The sequence below is a fragment of the Williamsia sp. 1138 genome, assembly GCF_002095435.2.
GTDB lineage: Bacteria > Actinomycetota > Actinomycetes > Mycobacteriales > Mycobacteriaceae > Williamsia.
In genome coordinates, this window is sequence record NZ_MJEJ02000053.1 from 104,800 (window position 1) to 125,357 (window position 20,558).

14 protein-coding genes and 1 pseudogene are annotated in these 20,558 nt (G+C 62.0%); 4 read left to right on the forward strand and 11 right to left on the reverse strand.

The window, feature by feature from the left end; translation table 11 throughout:
• Window positions 1–19: 19 nt before the first annotated feature.
• Window positions 20–1,150, reverse strand: a complete 1,131-nt coding sequence (locus BH683_RS25455) for an NDMA-dependent alcohol dehydrogenase (RefSeq protein WP_084839089.1) — start codon at window positions 1,148–1,150, stop codon at window positions 20–22.
• 76 nt (window positions 1,151–1,226) lie between these two features.
• A complete protein-coding gene (locus BH683_RS25460; protein ID WP_084839251.1) occupies window positions 1,227–2,426 on the reverse strand; it encodes a mandelate racemase/muconate lactonizing enzyme family protein in 1,200 nt (399 codons plus the stop codon).
• Window positions 2,427–2,604: 178 nt separating this feature from the next.
• Between BH683_RS25460 and BH683_RS25465 the strand changes: the two genes are divergently transcribed.
• The 4 genes and pseudogenes from BH683_RS25465 to BH683_RS25480 all read left to right on the forward strand — a co-directional run bounded on the left by BH683_RS25465 (window position 2,605) and on the right by BH683_RS25480 (window position 8,766).
• Window positions 2,605–4,029, forward strand: a complete 1,425-nt coding sequence (locus BH683_RS25465; protein ID WP_084839252.1) for an aldehyde dehydrogenase family protein — start codon at window positions 2,605–2,607, stop codon at window positions 4,027–4,029.
• A 97-nt stretch (window positions 4,030–4,126) separates the two neighbouring features.
• Window positions 4,127–7,519: a pyruvate carboxylase gene (locus BH683_RS25470; RefSeq protein ID WP_084839090.1), complete on the forward strand. Its 3,393-nt coding sequence runs from the start codon at window positions 4,127–4,129 to the stop codon at window positions 7,517–7,519.
• A 348-nt stretch (window positions 7,520–7,867) separates the two neighbouring features.
• Window positions 7,868–8,306 (forward strand): annotated as a pseudogene (locus tag BH683_RS25475) (transcriptional regulator); the annotation flags it as partial.
• 34 nt (window positions 8,307–8,340) lie between these two features.
• Window positions 8,341–8,766, forward strand: coding sequence for a cupin domain-containing protein (locus tag BH683_RS25480; RefSeq protein ID WP_084839091.1), 426 nt, complete (start codon window positions 8,341–8,343; stop codon window positions 8,764–8,766).
• Between the two features lie 805 nt (window positions 8,767–9,571).
• Here the strand turns inward: BH683_RS25480 and BH683_RS25485 are convergent.
• From BH683_RS25485 to BH683_RS25525, 9 genes are all read right to left on the reverse strand, one after another.
• The gene (locus BH683_RS25485) at window positions 9,572–10,591 is read right to left on the reverse strand and encodes a linear amide C-N hydrolase (protein WP_084839092.1); all 1,020 of its coding nucleotides are present in this window, start codon (window positions 10,589–10,591) and stop codon (window positions 9,572–9,574) included.
• Window positions 10,592–10,631: 40 nt separating this feature from the next.
• Window positions 10,632–11,444, reverse strand: coding sequence for a tyrosine-protein phosphatase (locus BH683_RS25490; protein WP_084839093.1), 813 nt, complete (start codon window positions 11,442–11,444; stop codon window positions 10,632–10,634).
• On the reverse strand, window positions 11,437–12,486 hold the full coding sequence (locus BH683_RS25495; RefSeq protein WP_084839094.1) for an AraC family transcriptional regulator: 1,050 nt from the start codon (window positions 12,484–12,486) through the stop codon (window positions 11,437–11,439). The genes BH683_RS25490 and BH683_RS25495 overlap by 8 nt, the downstream gene beginning before the upstream one ends.
• An 83-nt stretch (window positions 12,487–12,569) precedes the next feature.
• Window positions 12,570–13,235, reverse strand: a complete 666-nt coding sequence (locus BH683_RS25500; RefSeq protein WP_084839095.1) for a hypothetical protein — start codon at window positions 13,233–13,235, stop codon at window positions 12,570–12,572.
• A gap of 78 nt (window positions 13,236–13,313) precedes the next feature.
• Window positions 13,314–14,723 carry a glutamate decarboxylase gene (locus BH683_RS25505; RefSeq protein WP_084839096.1) on the reverse strand — a complete coding sequence of 470 codons (1,410 nt, stop codon included), beginning with the start codon at window positions 14,721–14,723 and terminating at the stop codon, window positions 13,314–13,316.
• Between the two features lie 78 nt (window positions 14,724–14,801).
• A complete protein-coding gene (locus tag BH683_RS25510; RefSeq protein ID WP_084839097.1) occupies window positions 14,802–16,763 on the reverse strand; it encodes a YhgE/Pip domain-containing protein in 1,962 nt (653 codons plus the stop codon).
• Window position 16,764: 1 nt separating this feature from the next.
• Window positions 16,765–17,508 carry an ATP-binding cassette domain-containing protein gene (locus BH683_RS25515; protein WP_246833593.1) on the reverse strand — a complete coding sequence of 248 codons (744 nt, stop codon included), beginning with the start codon at window positions 17,506–17,508 and terminating at the stop codon, window positions 16,765–16,767.
• Window positions 17,509–17,610: 102 nt separating this feature from the next.
• Window positions 17,611–18,894: an amidohydrolase family protein gene (locus BH683_RS25520; protein WP_084839098.1), complete on the reverse strand. Its 1,284-nt coding sequence runs from the start codon at window positions 18,892–18,894 to the stop codon at window positions 17,611–17,613.
• Between the two features lie 704 nt (window positions 18,895–19,598).
• Window positions 19,599–20,540, reverse strand: coding sequence for an FUSC family protein (locus BH683_RS25525; RefSeq protein WP_168187130.1), 942 nt, complete (start codon window positions 20,538–20,540; stop codon window positions 19,599–19,601).
• Window positions 20,541–20,558: the final 18 nt, after the last annotated feature.

Genomic DNA, 20,558 nt, shown 5'->3' on the forward strand with positions numbered 1-20,558 from the left:
TGCTTTCTTGGGTGCGTGCTCAGAGAGCCGTGTCGTAGGAGATGACGCCGCGGATCAGTTTTCCGTCCGCCATGTCCTTGTAGGCCTCGTTGATTTCTTCGAGCTTGTAGGTTCTGGTGATCAGCTCATCGAGTTTGAGGTGACCGTCCATGTAGTAGTCGAGCAACTTGGGAATCGCTGTTCGCGCGTTCTCGCTGCCGAATAGTGTTCCCACGAGGCGTTTTTCGTACATGCCGAACGTCAGCAGGTCCAGATCGATCGACTTCTGACTCGCCGGCGCCACCGACGTCTCGACGAGCGTTCCGCGCTTACCGACGAGCTCCATGGCCGGATTGATGAGGTGCCCTTCGGCCAGCCCGACAGTCAAAATGGCCCGCTCGGCCATCTTGCCCCACGTCAACTCGCGGACCAGTTCCTGTGCGTCTTCGATACTGGTGGCTGTGTGTGTGGCGCCGAACTCTTTGGCCTTTTCGAGTTTCCATTCTGCGGTGTCTACGGCAACGATTCGGCGCGCTCCGGCCATCCGGGCGCCTTGGACGGCATTCATACCGACGCCGCCCACGCCGATCACCACGACGGTGTCGCCTGCTCGCGTCTGTGCCGCGTTGACCGCCGAACCCCAGCCGGTGGTGACACCGCAGCCGACCAACGCGGCCTTATCCAGTGGAACGTCGTCGCGAATTTTGACTGCAGAGGCTTCGTGCACGAGGACGAAGGGGCTAAAAGTTCCGAGTAGGCACATGGTCCCAATGCCCTGTCCACGGGCGTGCACGTGCGGCTTGAGGTCACTGATCTCGACGCCGGTGAGGTTGTGCTGCCCGAGCTCACAGAGATTGGAATGACCGTTTACACATGGCTCGCACCGCCCGCACGCGGGAATGAACGCCAGAACAACGTGGTCGCCGGGCTTGAGGGTCGTCACCGCTGATCCCACCTTCTCCACGATCCCCGCTCCCTCATGACCGCCGAGGGTGGGCCCCAGATCATCGTGGTACACGGGCGCATCGATGTGGTCGTCGGAGTGGCACAGACCCGATGCGGCCAACCGCACCAGCACCTCTACGGACTGAGGGTCGTCGATCTCGATTTCTTCGACGCTCCAACCTTCACGCTTGCCGGGATTCCAGCAGATAGCTCCCTGAGTCTTCATGAGTCTCCTTGTTGAGGATTAACACTTAACAGTGTGAGTGTTGCGTAGATCACTATTCGAAGTCAATATTTCGGCGTCAGGTGGTCGAGAACCCGAGATAGTCCGTGTGCACCTTGGGGGGATGGGCCCGGATCGCGTCTTCGTTGGGCGTGATACCCCATCCCGGAGCGTCGGGTACGACGAGCGCTGACTCGACGATCTGGGGTGCCGAGTCGAACAGTTCGTCGTCCCACGGAAGTCGATCGACGTCGTGCTCCATTATTCGCAGGTTCGGGACGGCGGCCGCGAAATGCACATTGGTCATCGTTGCGAGGTGGCTGTAAAAATTGTGCGGCGCGATGTTCACGTCGTGAGCCTCGGCTGTTGCGGCGATCTTCATCGCTTGCCAGGTCCCATTCCAGATGGCATCGACAATGCCCACGTCGACCGACTGGGCCCGAAAGTAGGGGTTGAACTGGCGAACTCCGAACAACGTCTCCAGCGAAGCGATCGGCTGTTTGGAGTGCTGGCGGATGTATGCGAGGGCCTCAGGATTATGTAGGTCGAGTTCGACCCAGAAGAGGTCGAAACCATCAAGTGCGCGCAGCAGTTTGAGGAATCCTTCGGTCCGGGCGTTGAAGTTCAGATCGAGCAGAATGTCTACGCCCTCGCCTACGCCGTCGCGCAGTGCTTCCATGTGTGCCACAACACTCGCAATGAGTGTGCGGTCGACGTTTAGCCCCGGCTCGAAGGGTGCTCCGAAGCCGGCCATCCATGCTCGCGCACCGCTGGGTTGGTGAACGAACATGTTGGTCTTGACCGCGGTGAACCCACGCTCGCGAGCTTCGATGCCTGCTTCTCGTACGCCGTTGAGGTCGCGGATCGCCGGCGGGTAGTACTGGGGGTGATTGATTCGCCAACTGGCGCAGTGCGACCAATATATCGGGACGCGATCGCGAACTTTCCCGCCCAGGAGTTCATAGACCGGTACTCCAAGGGCCTTGGCTTTGATATCGAGCAACGCGTTCTCGATGGCGCCGAATGCTTCCGCGGTCAGCCCGTGTGGCGCTGGGCGTGCAGTAGACGCGAGCGTCACATAGTGCAGTTCGTGACTGAAAGCATCTCGACCAATCAGTCGCCGGCCGTACTGCTCGATGACCTCTGCCAGTCCGGGAGGGCCGAACGCTTCGTCGAACTCAGCCCACCCGGTGATGCCCTCGTCTGTGGCGATTTTCAGGAAGTGGTAGTTGCGCCACCCTGCGTCGCAGGCGAGGGTCTCGATCGACGTGATCTTCATATTGCCTTCCATGTGTTCGCTTACAGGCCGCACTGTTCGATGCGTCGTAGAGGTGTCTGCGGAGTCTGCCGCGTTGTGATCAGCCCACTGTGTTGACGCAGTGCTGCAGGTCACTCTAAGCTCATTGTTAATCCTTGACAATACGGAGCCTGTCCGAGGAAGGACGACGGAGGAAATGATGAATATCGATCGCTCGCTCTACATCGACGGCACATGGACCGGTCCGCTGGCTGGCTCGCCCATCGAGGTCAGCAACCCCGCGGACGGATCGGTATGCGCCACCGTGTCGATGGGTGATGCCGCCGACGTCGACCGCGCAGTGCAGGCCGCTCGCAATGCGTTCGAGACGTACGGTCGCAGCAGCGTGGATGACCGTGTCGCGCTCCTCGAGGCGGTCATCGACTCGTATCGCAAGTACGGGGAGGAATTGGCGACCACGTTGAGCATGGAGATGGGGGCGCCGGTGATGCTCGCCCGCGAGGCGCACGTTCCTTCCGGTCTAGGCCACTTCACGGCGACTGTGGAGGCTCTCAAGCAGTTTGCATTCGACGAGCGCATCGGCACGACCCGCGTGGTACACGAACCTATCGGTGTGTGCGGCCTGATTACCCCATGGAATTGGCCGTTGAATCAGATCGCGGCGAAGGTCGCCCCGGCATTAGCCGCCGGATGCACGATGGTGTTGAAACCTTCAGAGATCGCGCCTCTCAATGCGATCGTGTTCACCAAAGCGCTCGCTGCAGCCGGCGTGCCCGCGGGGGTGTTCAACTTGGTGAACGGCGATGGGCAGACGGTCGGGGCCGCGTTGTCGCGACATCCTGACGTGGCGATGATGTCGTTCACGGGCTCGACCCGCGCCGGCGTCGAGGTGGCACGCACAAGCGCGAGTACGGTCAAGCGCGTTGCCCAGGAGCTCGGTGGAAAATCAGCAAGCATCGTCCTCGACGACGCCGACCTCGAGCACGTTGTCACCGGTGAAGTTCTTGCGATGTACCAGAACTCAGGACAGTCATGCAACGCCGGTTCACGACTCCTGGTCCCAGCGGAGTCTCTTTCCGACGTCGCGGCCATTGCCCGCAAGGCCACGGCCACTGTCGCGGTGGGCGACCCGAGTCATACAGCAACCCAGGTCGGCCCCGTCGTCTCTCAACAGCAGTTCGACAAAGTTCAAGACCTCATCGACTCGGCGATCAAAGAAGGGGCCCAGTTGGTGGTAGGAGGCCTGGGCCGCCCGGAGGGCATGGACAGGGGCTACTACGTGCAACCAACTGTATTTAGTCACGTGACACCTGAGATGCGGATCTGGCGCGAAGAAGTGTTCGGGCCGGTGTTGGTGGTGACGGGCTACACCGACCAGGATGCGGCTATCGCGATGAGCAACGACTCCGAGTACGGGCTGTCCGGAAAAGTATTCTCCGACAACGAGGACAGAGCCCTCGAGGTCGCCCGCCGGCTCCGCACCGGGATGGTCCACATCAACGGCGCACCACTGGACAACCGCGCACCGTTCGGCGGCTACAAGCAGTCCGGAAACGGCCGTGAGTTCGGCGCACACGGACTCCGAGAGTTCCTCGAGACGAAATCCGTTTACATGCACGCATGAGAGCAAACGACACGGCCGTCCCGGCGCGCGACCCTACCCGAGAGCGTTCGTGACTACCGAACAGCGGCGACACCGCTGAAAGAAGGGATGACAGCGGGTGTTCAACAAAGTGTTGGTGGCTAATCGTGGTGAGATCGCGATTCGTGCGTTTCGTGCGGCGTATGAGTTGGGTGCGGGGACGGTGGCGGTGTTTCCGTATGAGGACCGTAATTCTGTTCATCGGTTGAAAGCTGATGAGGCGTATCAGATCGGGGAGCCGGGTCATCCGGTGCGGACGTATTTGTCGGTGCCTGAGATCATCGCCGCCGCGCAGCGTGCGGGTGCTGATGCGATCTATCCGGGGTACGGCTTTTTGTCGGAGAACCCTGATCTGGCGGCGGCGTGCGCGGAGGCGGGGATCGTCTTTGTGGGTCCGTCGGCGGAGATTTTGGAGTTGACGGGTAACAAGGCGCGGGCGATCGCTGCGGCGAAGGCGGCGGGTCTGCCGGTGTTGGCCTCGAGCGAGGCGTCGTCGGATGTGGATGCGTTGATGGCTGCGGCGCAGGCGATGACGTTCCCGGTGTTCGTGAAGGCGATTGCAGGTGGTGGTGGCCGTGGGATGCGGCGGGTGGAGACCATCGAGGGTTTGCGGGAGGCGATCGAGGCCGCGGCGCGGGAGGCGGATTCGGCGTTTGGTGATCCGTCGGTGTTCTTGGAGCAGGCGGTGATCGAGCCGCGGCATATCGAGGTGCAGATCCTGGCCGATCAGCACGGCAATGTGATGCATTTGTTCGAGCGGGATTGTTCGGTGCAGCGTCGTCATCAGAAGGTCATCGAGTTGGCTCCGGCACCCAATTTGCCGCCGGGGTTGCGGGAGAAGATCTGCGCTGATGCCGTCGCGTTCGCCCGCAAGATCGGATATTCGTGTGCCGGGACGGTCGAGTTCCTCGTCGACCGTGAGGGCCAGCATGTGTTCATCGAGATGAACCCGCGTATCCAGGTCGAGCACACGGTGACCGAGGAGATCACCGATGTGGATCTGGTGCAGTCGCAGATGCGCATTGCCTCCGGAGAATCACTCGAGGATTTGGGGTTGTCGCAGGAGGCGGTGCAGATCCGTGGTGCGGCGTTGCAGTGCCGGATCACCACCGAAGACCCGACGAATGGGTTCCGCCCCGATACGGGCCGGATCACCGCGTACCGCACCCCGGGCGGTGCGGGAGTGCGCCTCGATGGTGGCGCCACCCTGGGTGCTGAGGTCAGTGCGCATTTCGATTCGATGCTGGTCAAACTCACGTGCCGTGGGCGTGATTTCGAGACCGCGGTAGCACGAGCACGGCGGGCGGTGGCCGAGTTCCGGATCCGCGGGGTGGCCACCAACATCCCGTTCCTGCAAGCGGTCTTGGATGATCCCGATTTCCGCGAAGGCCGGGTCACCACCTCGTTCATCGAAGAACGCCCACAACTACTGACCTCACGGGTGTCGGCGGACCGCGGCACCAGGATTTTGAACTATTTGGCGGATGTGACGGTCAACAAGCCGCACGGGGAGCGCCCGGCGACGGTGTATCCGCGCGACAAGCTCCCTGAGATTGACGCCTCGTTGCTGTCGTCGCCGCCCGATGGGTCCCGGCAGCGGCTGTTGAAACTCGGCCCCGCCGGGTTTGCTGCGGATCTGCGGGCATCGACAGCGTTGGGCGTCACCGACACCACATTCCGTGATGCTCATCAGTCGTTGCTGGCGACGCGGGTGCGGACCAGCGGTTTGGTCGCGGTGGCGCCGTATGTGGCCGCGCTGACGCCGCAACTGTTGTCGGTCGAGTGCTGGGGCGGCGCCACCTACGATGTCGCACTGCGGTTCCTGAAGGAAGACCCGTGGGAGCGCCTGGCCGAGCTGCGCGAGGCGATGCCGAACATCAACCTGCAGATGCTGCTCCGCGGCCGCAACACGGTCGGCTACACCCCCTACCCGGAATCGGTCACGACCGCGTTCGTGAAGGAAGCTGCGGCGACCGGTATCGATATCTTCCGGATCTTCGACGCCCTCAACAACGTTGATCAGATGCGGCCGGCGATCGACGCGGTGAACGAGACCGGCACCACCATCGCCGAAGTCGCCCTCTCGTACACGGGGGATCTGTCGAATCCCGGCGAGGATCTCTACACCCTCGATTACTACCTGCGGTTGGCCGAGCAGATCGCCGAGGCGGGCGCACACATTCTGGCGATCAAAGACATGGCCGGCTTGCTGCGGCCGCAGGCGGCGTCGATCCTGGTGTCGGCGTTGCGGAGCCGGTTTGACCTGCCGGTGCATGTGCACACCCACGACACCCCCGGCGGGCAGCTCGCGACCTATTTGGCGGCCTGGACCGCCGGGGCCGATGCTGTTGACGGCGCCAGTGCGGCGATGGCCGGCACCACATCGCAGCCGGCGTTGTCGGCGATCGTGGCGGCGACCGCGCACACCGACTACGACACCGGCCTGGACCTCGCATCGGTGTGCGACATCGAGCCCTATTGGGAAGCGCAGCGCAAGGTGTACGCGCCGTTCGAGTCCGGCCTCCCCGCCCCGACGGGGCGGGTGTACACCCACGAGATCCCCGGTGGGCAGCTGTCGAACCTGCGCCAGCAAGCCATCGGGTTGGGGTTGGGGGACCGGTTCGAAGACGTCGAAGGCGCGTACGCCGACGCCGACCGGATGCTCGGACGGTTGATCAAGGTCACCCCGTCGTCGAAGGTCGTCGGCGACCTCGCCCTCACCCTGGTCGGGCGCGGGGTCTCGGCCGACGAGTTCGCCACCGATCCCACCGCCTATGACATCCCCGATTCGGTGATCGGGTTCCTGCGTGGAGAACTCGGCGATCCGGCCGGTGGTTGGCCCGAACCCCTGCGCACCCGTGCGTTGGAAGGAAGAGCGGAACCCAAACCTGTGGTGGAGCTGTCAGATGAAGACACCGAGCAGTTGGAATCGCCTGAGGAGAAGGTGCGGCGGGCGGCATTAAATCGGTTGCTGTTCCCGGGACCCACCAAAGAGTACGAAGAACACCAGAAGGCCTACGGCGACACCTCCAGGTTGTCGGCGAATCAGTTCTTCTACGGCCTGCGCTACGGCGACGAGCACCGCGTGGAACTCGAACCCGGTGTGGAGTTGTTGATCGGGTTGGAGGCGATCAGCGAACCCGACAAGCGGGGGATGCGCACAGTCATGTGCATTCTCAACGGACAACTGCGCCCGGTCCAGGTCCGGGACCGGTCCTTGGATGTCACCGACACCGCTGCCGAAAAAGCTGTGGCAGGTAACCCCAAACACATCGCCGCACCCTTCGGAGGCGTCGTGACCATCGTCGTCGAACCCGGTGAAACCCTCGCCGCCGGCGCCGCCATCGGCTCCATCGAAGCCATGAAAATGGAAGCCGCCATCACCGCACCCCAAGGCGGCACCATCAAACGCGTCGCCATTTCCTCGGTCACCAGCGTCGAAGGCGGCGACCTCCTCATCGAACTGGAGTGATGACGACCATAGAAGAAATCGAAAGGTTCTACGGTTAATGAGTACAGAGGAACTCACAGAAGCAGATTCGCCAGAGACACGCAGGGTGTTGGAGTTCGCTCGACGCTGGTATCACTACGGAGGAGGTCTCGCCGAGGATATCTGGGTGGAGTTTGGAGTTCGCGAACATGTCTTCTTCGCGCGTGTGGCGAAGCTGCTTGCAGCGGAGAGGACAGACTTGCCCCCTGATGAAGCGGCTCTCGTCGAAGCCGTAGCCCATAAACGTCTGACGCGAGCGGCGACACAAACGCGACCGCAGACCAAATTGCAGAACTTTTAACGCGGAGAGAGGCTAGGGCTCGTGGCGCAGCGTTCTATTCACCGGTCATCGGTGATGGTGGGCGTGTACCCAACCTCGCCCGATTCCAGTTCCTCGACCCGGCCTCGAAAGACTTCTACCCCGACTGGGATCTGTTCGCCGAAATGTGTGTCTCGATCATGCGGGCCGAGGCCGGCCGGGATCCCTACGACAAGGGTCTGCAGGATCTGGTCGGTGAACTATCCACGCGCAGCGACGTATTCCGGACCTTGTGGGGTGCGCACAACGTGCGCACCCCACGGGTCGGGTACCAAACGTTTCAACCACCCCGTTGTCGGCGAGGTGAGCCTGGCGTACGAGGAACTCGTGATCACCGCCGATCCCGGGTCGATCATGATGGTCTACACCGCAGAACCGGGCTCGCCGAGCGCTGAGCGACTGAGGCTGCTCGGCTCGTGGGCTGCCGAACGAAGCGACGTCCAGTCCTGAAACACCAAAACCCACGTCGAAGGAGAGCTTGATCATGCAGATCGTTCGCAGTTCCATCCAGACCGCCAAGGGCCCCCAGGACTGGTTCACCGGGGATGTCTACATCGACGTCGTCGCCGCTGCGCCATCTCCGTCGCGGGTGTCGGCCAACCTGGTGCACTTCATGCCCGGTGCCCGGACACACTGGCACCGCCACGCACTCGGTCAAACCGTCTTCGTGACCGAGGGAGTGGGGCTGTGTCAGCGCCGTGGCGGACCGATCGAGGTCATCCGCCCCGGCGATCGAGTCCTATTCGAAGCCGACGAAGAACACTGGCACGGAGCCGCACCCGACCGTCTCATAGTTCATCTGGCCATCAACGAAGCCGACGACGACCACGACGCGGCCGAATGGCTTTCGCCGGTCACCGACGAAGAGTACGGCCTTGCGAGCAAAGACCATTCCTGCGTCACTAGCTGACATGCCGACAGGCCGCCGTGGAACTGGAACTCCAGAGTTCGTTCGTGGCACTCGGCTGAATGAGCAATACGCCGGACGCCGCAGTTCCGACACTGACGAATGGCTCGACGAACGTCTAGCCCATCTGCCACTATCCGTGGTTGCAGGCCCGGCGGAGGTTCAGGGCTTGGTTGGCGGGTCAGAATCTACTAGGAAACTGCCCGAACACCGCCAACAGCATTTCGTCACTGGTTACGAATTGGGGTGCGTCACAGACGGTTACGCCGATAATTAAGATTACGTCAGCTCAAGGCTCTGGCCTTGACTTGAGCATCGGCCGCGCTTGTGGATGGCAACGCGGTCGGGACTTCACAAATCATCACCCCGGTGACTGGTGCGGGTCAGGCTGTCGGCCAGGTGTCACTGATCCAAGTGCCTTGCCTTCCGATGGGCGTCGTAATTAAGAGCTTGAACCTCATCTCGCGCAGTTGATGACCACGGGGTGGTACATCGGAACCTGCCACCCTAGGGATCCGTGCGGAGGCAGGTTCCACTATGGCCGTCACAACAGTCGAGAATTGGGTCAAATCGTCGAAGCTGTCCGATACAAATGTCACTGCGCGACATCAGATATCGGGGACCCGCCGGGCCGGCACTGTCGACTGCTGTCACTAGTCGCAGATCGTCTGTCACCCGACAGCGCTCCACATCGGCGGCGGGGCCGGGTGACAACCTTGTTGAGACCTTGAAACGCTACGCTGGGGAGAAGGTCGAGCGGTGGTGTTGCTCGCGTCAAACCGTAAGAAAGTGACTCTCCCGGTGGGGCTTAGCTTTTGGCGCCAGTCTCCAGTTGTTCCAGCATGGCAAGGGAGAGAAGGTTGAGCGAGCCGTCGTCTTCGAACTTGTCGCTGACGTTTCCTGCGAGGCCACCTTCGAGCGCGAGTTTGCTCATGAGATCCAGCTTCAGTTCGGCCGATCCCTCGGTGAAGTCGAGGTCATCGAGGTTGACCCACACGATGTTGGGTCGAGTGGTTGATTCGAAGACGTACCGCTTGTTCGTCAGGTCTGCAACAATTTGCCAGATGGTCTGGGAAGCGTCGGGCTTTCCCGGGTCGGGGCTGCGGAACGGTTGAGCCGCGTTGCGGATGACGCTGAATACCGCGGCAACTGCTTCGAGTTGGCTCTGTGGTTGCGCGAGTCGACTGAGGTAGAAGGCTGCGCGGGCAAACCTGTCAGATGCCAGGGTTGAACCGGGCAGCGGTTTACTCCCGCCGAAGCCCTCGACCTCTTTGAGGAGTTCGATCTGCTGGTCGTAGGTGGGGGAGTTGGTCATCACTTGGTGCTCGCGACCGTGATAGATCGTGGCGTTGCCCGCTGTGTATTCGATGATCGCAGAGTCGCCTGTGGCGTCGTCGAGTGCGAGATGGATGGCTGGTGTTTCACCGGACGTCGGATCGGTGAGAGGTACTACCTGGGCGCCGGTCTCATCGATCCAGGCGACGGCGTCGGCGACGGAAGCGAAGTTGTCAAGAAAGTATTGGAGCCAGACCGCCATGCTCAATGCCGGGCGGGACTCGTCGCGAGGACCGTAGGTCGACTCGGCAAGCCAGAGGATGTGTCCCGACAACCCGGCTTCGTTCATACCGTCGACAGTCATCATGTCGAATCCGGTGGCCACCACGCTTCCGTATTGCGCGGTCCATTGCAGTTCGCCGCGGACACCGTCGTCGCGGACAATGCCTCGCGGCAACTTCCACAGATTGGTCGCGGTGTCGCGGTGGTAGTCCATGTTGCGGCCGACCAGAACCGATCTGTTGGCATCGGGCCAGATCACTCGTGTGCACATATTTACTCCTTCTCAGGGGTTCTTGATCGTTGCAGTTGTGTCAGGTTGTTCGGACGAGTCGGGCTCGCAGCGCCGTGGGCACGGAATCGTCGACTCCTAGTCCTTGTCTGAAGTAGCCCTCGATGTCGCCGAAGGCTTCTTCCATCTCGCTGAAGGCGGTCTCGAGGTAGCTCCGTTCGACCCCGAGGACTGGCAGGAGGAGGTCGGGGTCACCACCTGCTGCGGCGAATTGGTCGAATATTGGGCGCAGCGCGGGAACCAGTTGATCGTTCGTCAGGAGGTAGTCGTGGTAGATGTCGGAGCGGTCGACGCCGAGAATGCTCAGTAGCGCGGCGGCGGCCCACCCGGTTCGGTCTTTTCCTGTGGTGCAGTGAAACAGGGAGGGGCCCTTGTGGTCTCCGGCTAGTCCCTCGAACAGTGACCGATAGGCTGCCAGTGCGCTCGGCGACGAGACGATCTGACGGTAGGTCTCGGTCATCAGCGCTGACGCGCGACCGCCGCCCAGCGCGGCGGAGACCGCTGGAATCGCAGATGGATCTGCGAGCATCGCGAGGTTCGCCGGAATAGCCGTTGCCGCGTCAGCCAGCACGTCGAGTACGACCTCGGTGATCCCTGTGAGATGTGGGTCGGGGGATGCGGTGCGCTCGGCGAGGGTCCGGAGATCGTAGACGGTTCTGATGCCCAGTCGATCGAACTCCATGTGTGCGTCCGCATCGAGCCTGTGGAGTTCGGTCGATCGGAACACTTTGCCTCGGAGTACCTCTCGGTGATCGGGGACCTGCCAGCCGCCGAGGTCGCGGAGGTTCGGTACGCCGGTCACCGGGTAGGGGGTGCCGGGTTCGTTGTCAGTCACAGGCTTCTTCCACCGATCGATCCCTGAACGGGGACGACATCCGCAGTTCGTTGGGGCTCTTGTTGTAGCGGGCGTGAAATCTGTTGCGCATCGTGGCAACGGAGGGGAATCCCGATGCCATGGCGACACTGACGACCGGCATGTCAGCCCTGGTGAGAAGCAGGGCGTGCGCTGTGCGTAGGCGTGATTCCGCAATCAGGGCTGCCAGTGATTCGCCGGTGCTCTCGAAGTGCCGGTAGAGCTGGCGGCGGCTGATATGAAGTGCGCGGCAGATGGACTCTGGGCTGAACTGGGGGTCGCGATGGTGGCGTTCGATGAGGTCCGCGGCGGCCTGCCTGATGAACAATTCGTTGTTCACCAGGGGGCGATTGTCGTCGTTGAGCTGCCCGAGGGCTGCACGGACCAGTTCGATGGCCGCCAGTTCGGTCTCCTGTTTGGGTTCGCTGGCATGTCCTACGGCCGTGTCCGACGTGAACTGTCTGATGAAAGCGGCAGTGGCACGAGCGAGCGAGGTCAGGCCCGCGACCGGGCGACGGACCCCTTCGCCCGCGCCACTTTCGCCGCCCAGAAGCTTGCGGGGAATGACTAGCCCGGATGGATCGGACACCGAATGTGTCGTCTCTACATACGGTGCCGTATTGCTGACGATGACGAGCTGACCGGGACGGTAGACGTAGTCGCGCGTGCCCTGCTTGACGACAGCGCGGCCCGGAAGTGTGCTGACGGTGACGATCAGATCGTCGGAGGGCTCCTTGGTGATAAGCGGATCGTCGCGTTCCACGCGCAATGGTGTGCGGATCGCACAAAACGTGTCGATCAGCGACAGCTGACGAACGTACACGATCGAATCGAACCCGTCTGGATCGTCCACGCTGACCCTCACATGCTGCCAGTATTGCTGCATTCCGTCAGGGCCACTGAGTCGAACGCGTTCCTGGGCCCTGCTGTTACCGGACTCGACCCCGATGCGGCGTTCCCAGCTCTCGATAACCTGAGGTGCTAGTCCACCTGTCCCGACATGTTCGCTGTCTGTCTGCGCCATAGTCCACTCCTTGAACTGTGAGGGCGTCATTCTTTGGTTGTTAACACTATTAGAGATGGTTAGACGAGGTGGGCGATTTTTCTTCAAGCAGGAGTCTGATTCCGCGAGGGTAAGACGATCAGCGACGCGACGAGGAAACACAACGCACCGATGAAGGTGCCGGTGTTCGCCAGGGTCGCGTCGACACCGACTCCGGCGGTGGTGATGTAGGCGCCGACTGCGGAGACCCCGAAAGCGATGCAACCGATCAGGTTGATCTGCGCCGACCACCAGTCTCGGTCGGTCGGCTTCCAGAACCTGCTGGTGTGTGTGTAGGCGACGATCACAAAGACGCCGCTGATGAGAAAGGCGATGGAACCACCGGCATCGGGGCTCCACACCAGGTGCTTCTCTGCCGGTATCGAATGTGCGTCGAGTGCCGCGGTGGTGCTGACGTTGAACAGTAGGGTGCCGACGAACTGGGTCGCCGCTGCGAGCCATTCGGCCCGCACCATGACGCCGGACCCGTAGTCGACCTTGGTGGTGGCCGCACCGCTGCGCAACAACTGGATGAGCGCCGCGGTGGTGAAGAACCAGGCTCCGACGAAATAGCACACGTTTGACGCGGAAGCGCCTGCCCACGTGCCGAATCCGGGCGCAGAGCCCAGCGCAAAGAGCGCCGAGCCGATCATGAATCCCCAGCACTGCTTGAGCAGCGTCGGGGTCAGTACTGCCTGGCGCCAGTGCGGTGTCGCTGTGGCGGTGGTCATTCCTGCTGTTCCTTTCGCCGGCACTAACAGGGGGTACGGGCTGCGCCCCTCGGACAGCCCGCACCGCCCGGCCGGGGATCAGTGGTGGAAGTGCGACCCTGCTTCTTCACGCGGCATCGGGGCGGAGAGCCGGTCGAGGAACTCCACCTCGCCTTCGAGATCTCGCAGTAGTGCGTTGGCGAGGTCGTGGCTGAGGCCTGCTCGCACGACGATGCGCTGGACAGTCATGTCGGCGAGGTCATCGGCCATGGGATACGCCGGAACAAGCCAGCCCTTCATCCGCAAGCGATCCGATAGGTCGTACAGGTTCCACTTGTCGGTGTGCCCGCTCTTGAGTCGCCAGGCAAAGACCGGGATGGTGTCGCCCTTGCTGACCAGTTCGAAGGGGCCGATCTCGACGATCTTCGACGAGAGGTGCTGTGCCACATCGAGCGATCCCTGCTGAACTTGCTTGAAGCCCTCGAATCCCAAGCGCAAGAACATGTAGTACTGCAGCAGAACCTGGGCGCCCGGGCGGGAGAAGTTCAGGGCCAGGGTCGGCATGTTTCCGCCGAGGTAGCTGCAGTGGAAGATCATGCTCTCCGGCAGTGCTTCGGTGTCGCGCCAAACGATCCAGCCGACGCCCGGGTACACCAATCCGAACTTGTGTCCCGACGTGTTGATCGACACCACTCGCTCAACTCGGAAATCCCAGTCCAGGTCGGGCTGACAGAACGGCGCGATCATCGCTCCCGATGCACCGTCGACGTGGATCTTCACATCGAATCCCGTGGCGGACTGAATGGCGTCGAGCGCTTTGGCGATCTCGGCGACCGGCTCGTACATTCCGGTGTAGGTCTGCCCCATGATGGCGACCACACCGATGGTGTTCTCATCGACGTATTTGTCGAGCTCGTATCCGTCGAGAACGAGGTGATCTTCACTCACAGGTACCCAGCGTGGCTCGACCTCGAAATAGTTGCAGAACTTCTCCCAGCAGACCTGAACGGCAGTGGAGAGGACGATGTTCGGGCTCTCCGTCGACTGTCCCGCCGCCTTGCGGCGTGTCTGCCAGTGCCGCTTCAGTGCGAGGCCACCCAGCATGCACGCTTCGGACGAACCAATGGTCGAGGTCCCGATCGACTGATCGACATCGGGGACATGCCAGAGGTTTCCGAGAATCTTCCAGCACCGCTCCTCGATGGCTGCGGTCTGCGGGTACTCGTCCTTGTCGATCATGTTCTTGTCGACGGTCTCGGCGTAGAGCTGCTTTGCCTCGTCGTCCATCCAGGTGCTGACGAAGGTGGCCAGGTTCAGCCGGGCGTTACCGTCGAGCATGGCCTCGTCGTGGACGATCTGGTAGGCCGTTTCCGGCAGGCTCATGCCTTCAGGGATCTCGAACTTCGGTAGCTCGGTGGCCTCACCCGGACGGGCGAAAATGTTGTTCAGCGAGAGTGATTCACCGATGTTGGTCGTCTGACGGGCATTGGTGTGCTTCTGGGGTGCCATGATTCTCCTCGATTGCTCGCGGCTGGGTGTTCGGATCGGTGTCGCCAGGATGCGTGTGCGCGCCGGTAGGTGGGCCTCCTACACCTCGACAGGTGGGTAGAGGCGGTCCATGGTGTACTGCCGATTTCGCCGTGCCGACCAGGCCGAGAGCAGCAGGCAGACGACCGTGATCGATGCCAGGACAACGATGGCCACCCACAGGCGAGAATCGACACCGCCGACGGTGAGCTGTCTGAGTCCGTTCACCGTGTACGTCATCGGGTCGACGTAGTGGATGTACTGGAAGGGTTTCGCTGTGGTCTGCACGGGATAGATGCCGCCCGCCGAGACGAGCTGGAGCATCAGGAAGGCCAGCGTCACGACGCGGCCGACTGCGGTGCCGAAGACCGCATTGAACATCTGGATGATCGCCAGGAACATCGCCACCACGAGTAACAGGAAGCCGAAGGTTGCCACCGGATATTTGGCGTCGAGGCCGACCCCGAAGGTAACCACCGTGTACAGGATCGCGGCCTGAAGGAACCCGATCGTGAAAGCCGGGGCATAGGAGGCGAATACGACCCGCAAGCTCGACAGTCCCTGGGCTATCGGCCGAGCCTGCAGCGGTGTCAGGAGCATCCAGGTGATGATGCCGCCGACGAACAGCGCCAGGGACATGAAGAACGGTGAGAAGCCGGTACCGAACGTGGGTGCTTCGTTGGTGTAGTCCTCTTTGAGGGTCACCGGTTGGCCCAGCGTCTTTGCCAGCTCTTGCTTCTGCTGGTCGTTCCAGCTTGGTAAGGCTTTGACTCCCTCGGTGAGGCCGGAGGCCAGTTCGTCGGCGCCGGCGGACAACTGGACGGTGCCGGCGGAGAGCTGGTTGGCACCGTCGCTGAGCTGGACGAGGCCGCTGCTCAGTTGGTCGGCGCCGGAACTCAACTCGTTTGCCGCGGCACGTGCGGTGACGATGTCGCTTTGTAGGCCGCCGCTCTCGAACAGCGTCATCGCGCTACGCAGAGGGCTCGCTGGGTTGTTCAGCTCGGCGGACAGTACCTGGGCGTCGGTGCGGACCGCGGTCAGCTGATTGTTCGCATCGGGTCCGAGTCCCTGGGTGGAGAGGTAGGTCTGGGCAGGCGCCAGGGTGGTGGCCAGGGCCTGGATGGCAGGATCTGAGCTGGATCGCATCTGGGCGAGGACCGTGTCGATGGCCTGGCTGGCCTGCGATTGAGTGTTGGCCGCGGAGACGAGGTCGCCCGCGACCACGGTGCTGTTGGTGCCGAGACGGTCGGCGATGGATGTGACCTCGGCCGCGCTGAGTCCGCCGCCGGAGTTGTTCAGGGCGGCGAGTATCGGATCAGTTGCTGTGATGACGGCGGTGTCGAGCTGGTCCAGGCCGCCGGCGAGCTGTGCCGATCCGTCTTTCGCTGTCACCAGATTGGTTGCGAGTTCTTTGGCGCCGGTGTTCGCGGTGACGAGTCCGGCGCTGAGTTGGTCGGCGCCGTCGGAGGCCTGCTGCAGTTGCGCGCCGATTGAGCCCACCCCGTTGAGCACGATGTCGAAGGTTTGTTCGCCGACTTGGGCGCTGACCTGGTTGACGACTTCGAGGGCGGCGTCCTGTCCGATGACCGTGGCCAGGTAGTTGTTGGCGTCGTTGTAGGTGAAGATGAGGTCGGCCGATGTGGGCGTGGCTCCGGTGGGCGATGCGACGGATTCACTGAAGTCCTCGGGCAGTGTGATCGAGAAGTAGTATTTGCCGTCGGCGACTCCATCGGCGGCTTCGGTCTCCGAGACCTCATGCAGGTCAAGCTGTTTGGAATCGATGAGTCCGGTGACGACCTGGTCGCCCGCGTTCAGCGGTTTGCCCTGCACGGTGGCACCCTTGTCTGCGTTCACCAGTGCTACCGGCATTTTGTCTGCGGCGGCGAACGGGTTCCAGAATGCCCAGAGGTACATCGCGCCGTACAGCAGTGGCATGAGAATGATGACGAGCAGCGCCAACCGCGGCACCGTGCCACGGTAGTAGCGTTTGAAGTCGCTTCCTGGCGAGAACGCGGCAAGCATGTCAGGTCCGATCTTCTGGTTCGAGTCCCACGAACTCGTCGTCTGTGAGGTTGTGGACGGCGATCACGTTGCGCACGCCATGCTGTGGGCTGACCTCGTTGATGTCGGCGGTGACGATCGTCTGGGAGGCGCCCAGTGCGACGAGACGCTGTAAAAGGAGGTGTGAGTTGTTGATCCGGGTCAATCGGTCGACTCCGCCGACCACGAGCAGAGGCGGCCGATGGATGTTGGCGACGGCGATCCGGAACAGTGCTGCGGTGAGTTCGGGAAGTTCTTCGACGTAGGCGTCCATCGGTGGTGTCGGGAGGTCGCCGAAGACGGGGCGGCAGATTCGCTCGAGATCTGCCGGTCCGGACTGTCTCACCCACTTGTACCAGGCTGCGGCCCAGCGGATCTGCTCGGTGACCACATCTCGGACTCTGATGGTTTGTTCGATTCCGTCGACCTCGTCGATGAAGGCGATGGCCGCGTTGTCGAACAGGTGCCCGGCGGCGTCGGTGATGCCGAATGCGGTGAGGTGACCTGAGGTGGGCTTCATCCGCCCGGCAAGGGTGAGTAGCAACGCCGTGCGTCCGCGGCCCCCTGGGCCGGCGAGCACGGTGACCCCGCCTTCGAACACCCGGATGTTGACCGGTCCGTAGATGTGGGCTCCGGATGCTTTGACCCCGATGCTCTCGGCATCGAGCAGCACTGGGTCGTCCGAATAGGTGTGTGGCGGATAGTGCCCTGGTTCAACAGTGTTCACTGCGCTTTGTCCTTTGGGTGCAGCTGTGACATCGAGGTGCCTCTTGTCTGGGTGATGCGATGCAGGGGTGTCTACAAGCGGCAGTTCTGTCAGGTCTCCGACCTACACGGTGTTCTTGAACACGTGGCCGTTTTTGATGATGACCTTGAGGTTGTTCTCGGGATCGGCGAGGACGGACAGGTCCTCGAGAGGGTTGCCGTCGACCAGCAAGACGTCCGCCCAAGATCCCTCGGCGATGACGCCGAGTTTGGCGGAGCCGTAGGGATTGCGTTGTCCCGACATCTCGAAGAGCTCCGCGTTGCCTGAGGTCAGCATTTTCAGCGATTCGAGATTGCTGTAGTGGTCGCCGAGTCGCGTCGCCATCACGCTCTGGCGAGGGGCGGATTCTGGTTCGAGGAGTAGATCGGTGCCGAACGCCACCTTGACCCCGTGCTTCTTTGCCCAGGCGTAGACGTCGTCGGTGCCGTGGCAGATCTGGCGATTCTTGTCCGCGCGATCGGGGTCCGGGTAGTGGTGGTCGTCTTCGGCGAACGGCTGCATCGAGAGCCAGAGACCCTTTTCGCCGATGAGTGCCACGGTCTCCTCGTCTGCGAGGTGCCCGTGTTCGATCGATCGCACGCCCGCCTCGATGGCGCGCTGGATCCCGGGGACGGTGTAGACGTGTGTCGCGACGTAGGTTCCGTAGTCCGCGGCCGCCGAGACTGCGGCGCGGATTTCGTCGGGGGTGAACTGCAGTGTGTAGAGCGGGTCATACATTGATGCGGCGCCGCCGCCAATGGTGAGTTTGATCTGCGATGCACCTTTGCGGAGTTGCTCGCGGACCGCGGCGAGAACCCGGTCGACTCCGTCGGCGACCCGGGTGAAACCGATGGAATCCGTGCGACTTTCACTACCTCCGAAGGCCTGCGGGGTTTCGTAGACGAATGCGAAATCGGCGTGTCCGGAGGTCTGCGAGATCATTGCCTGGCTGGGGAAGATGCGGGGGCCGGCAAAGTCGCCGCGATCGATCACGGTTTTGACCGGAGCGGTGTCGCCGCCCATGTCGCGGACGGTGGTGAAACCCCGAAGCAGCATCCGTTTCGATTCGGACAGAGTGTTCGCGAACAGCAGTCCGGTCGGGCCCGAGATGAAGTCCAGGTAGCCGTTGGCATTGCCCATCAGGTGGACGTGGGCGTCACTCATGCCCGGCATCAGAAAGCGGCCCCCGCCATCGATGACCGTGGTCGCGCGAGATGGGTCGTCGCCGATGGGTGAGGTCGAGACCGCGGTGATGTGGGGGCCTTCGATGAGTACATCGGCGCCGGCGATCAATTGCCCGGAGACACCGTCGAAAGCGTTGACATTTCTGATGATTAGCCGAGGTTTCGCCGGCCCTGAACTGGACATGCGGTTAAGTTAACCCACTGCAATCGCCAAGTCCATGAATCTAAAAATTGCACACGTTGTAAAAATGGCACAAAATTGTCGCTTAAAAATCCGCGGATTAGCTACGTGTGCAATACCCTATCGGCGCTGGACTGCGGGGCCACGGGCCGAGTGTGCGCAACCTGCGACATCTGGTCGGCAGCCCCTGATGGATCACCCTCATGGCGGGACCGGAAACGCCCGCTTCGGGCGACCGAGCGAGAAAGAAATGGCATAAATTTGCACCCCCTAAAAGTTTAGGGGTCACTGAGAGCCCGGCTAATTTTTAATTTGACCGACGTCGTCCATACCAAGGAAGAGTCAACCGAGTCGGCGTAAGTGCGATTACTGGACGTTGCTAACGGTTTTCGCCGTCGCAATCCTGTCCGGTCATACTCTGTCGGATCGAAATCGAGCGAGAGCAATATACCGTTTCCTGGCTCATGTTCTACGCGGCGGACCCGCCCTGACGGCGGTCCACGTTGCACATCGAGAAAGCGACCTTAGTGCATTGTGGGATCGGTCCAGGTTATCTGACCGGCAACGGTTTTGAACTCGCTGGGCTACATAGCGGTGTTTGGTTCGAAATGGATTGGAGGACTTGGGAATGGGCGGTTAACGTCAGGGAGCGGCGTGCAAGTACGGAATCTCGTTTACCGCCCGGCCACGATCACTTGGCGAGCAGATTAATCATTCTGCTCGCTGGATTTGGTCGGTTGCGGGTGTGCCTTCGACGTCTGCTTGAGTATGAGATCTGTAACTGACAGGACAACTGCGACAGCTAGCGCTCCCAGGAGTGTGAATCCGGCGCGCTCGGCGTAGCCGTACATCACTGTCTCCGGGGTGAAGGATAGGCACATTAGTGCGGCCGTCAGAAGCGCCGCGAAGGCCCAGTACGGTGCCTTGAGGTAGGCGATGCCGCTGAGGACGGCGATGATCACCCCGATCGCGGTGGTGAGGGTGTTGATGCCAATCAGATTCACGAGTACGGCAGCGACGAGACCTCCACCGACGGTGCCCAGTACTCGATGCAGGGTCCGTGTGGTGCTGCCGGCGATTCCTGGTTGTAGCACTACGAAGATTGTCAGCAGCACCCACCACGCATGGCCACCGGGGAGCACGAGTTTGGCTGCGAGCGTGCCGACGAAAGCCAGTGCGGTGAGCGTCAGCGCGAAACGGTACAGGTCGCGGCGGGTGGGTGTCTCGCGGTCTCTATGGGGGAGATCGTCGAGAAAGAAAGACCCTATGAAGGCGACCCACAGGCCCCCGAGCAGTACGAACGCTGCGACGACCAGGGCCGAGGTCGGCGAGTTAGGTGCGCCGTCGACCAATGTGGTGCCGGGAACGGCGATCGCGGCCAGCGCGGCTTGGCTGGCCACGTATGTCGCCGGTCCCTCCCACCCGCGGGTGTAGGACCATGCCACAGCAAGGCAGAGCGCCGCGATGTAGACGGCGGCGCTCCACGCGGACCCGCCCACCAGCAGTCCGACAAGCACCGACACCGGCGTGAGTATCGCGGTGACAGCCGCAACGCGGACGCCACTCTCGAGGGCGACCACCGCGGGAAGGAGTCCTAGATAGACCAGGGCGGTGTTCGAACTCCACGGGCTCAGGTAAAGGGCGATCATCGGAACGAAACACAGGAC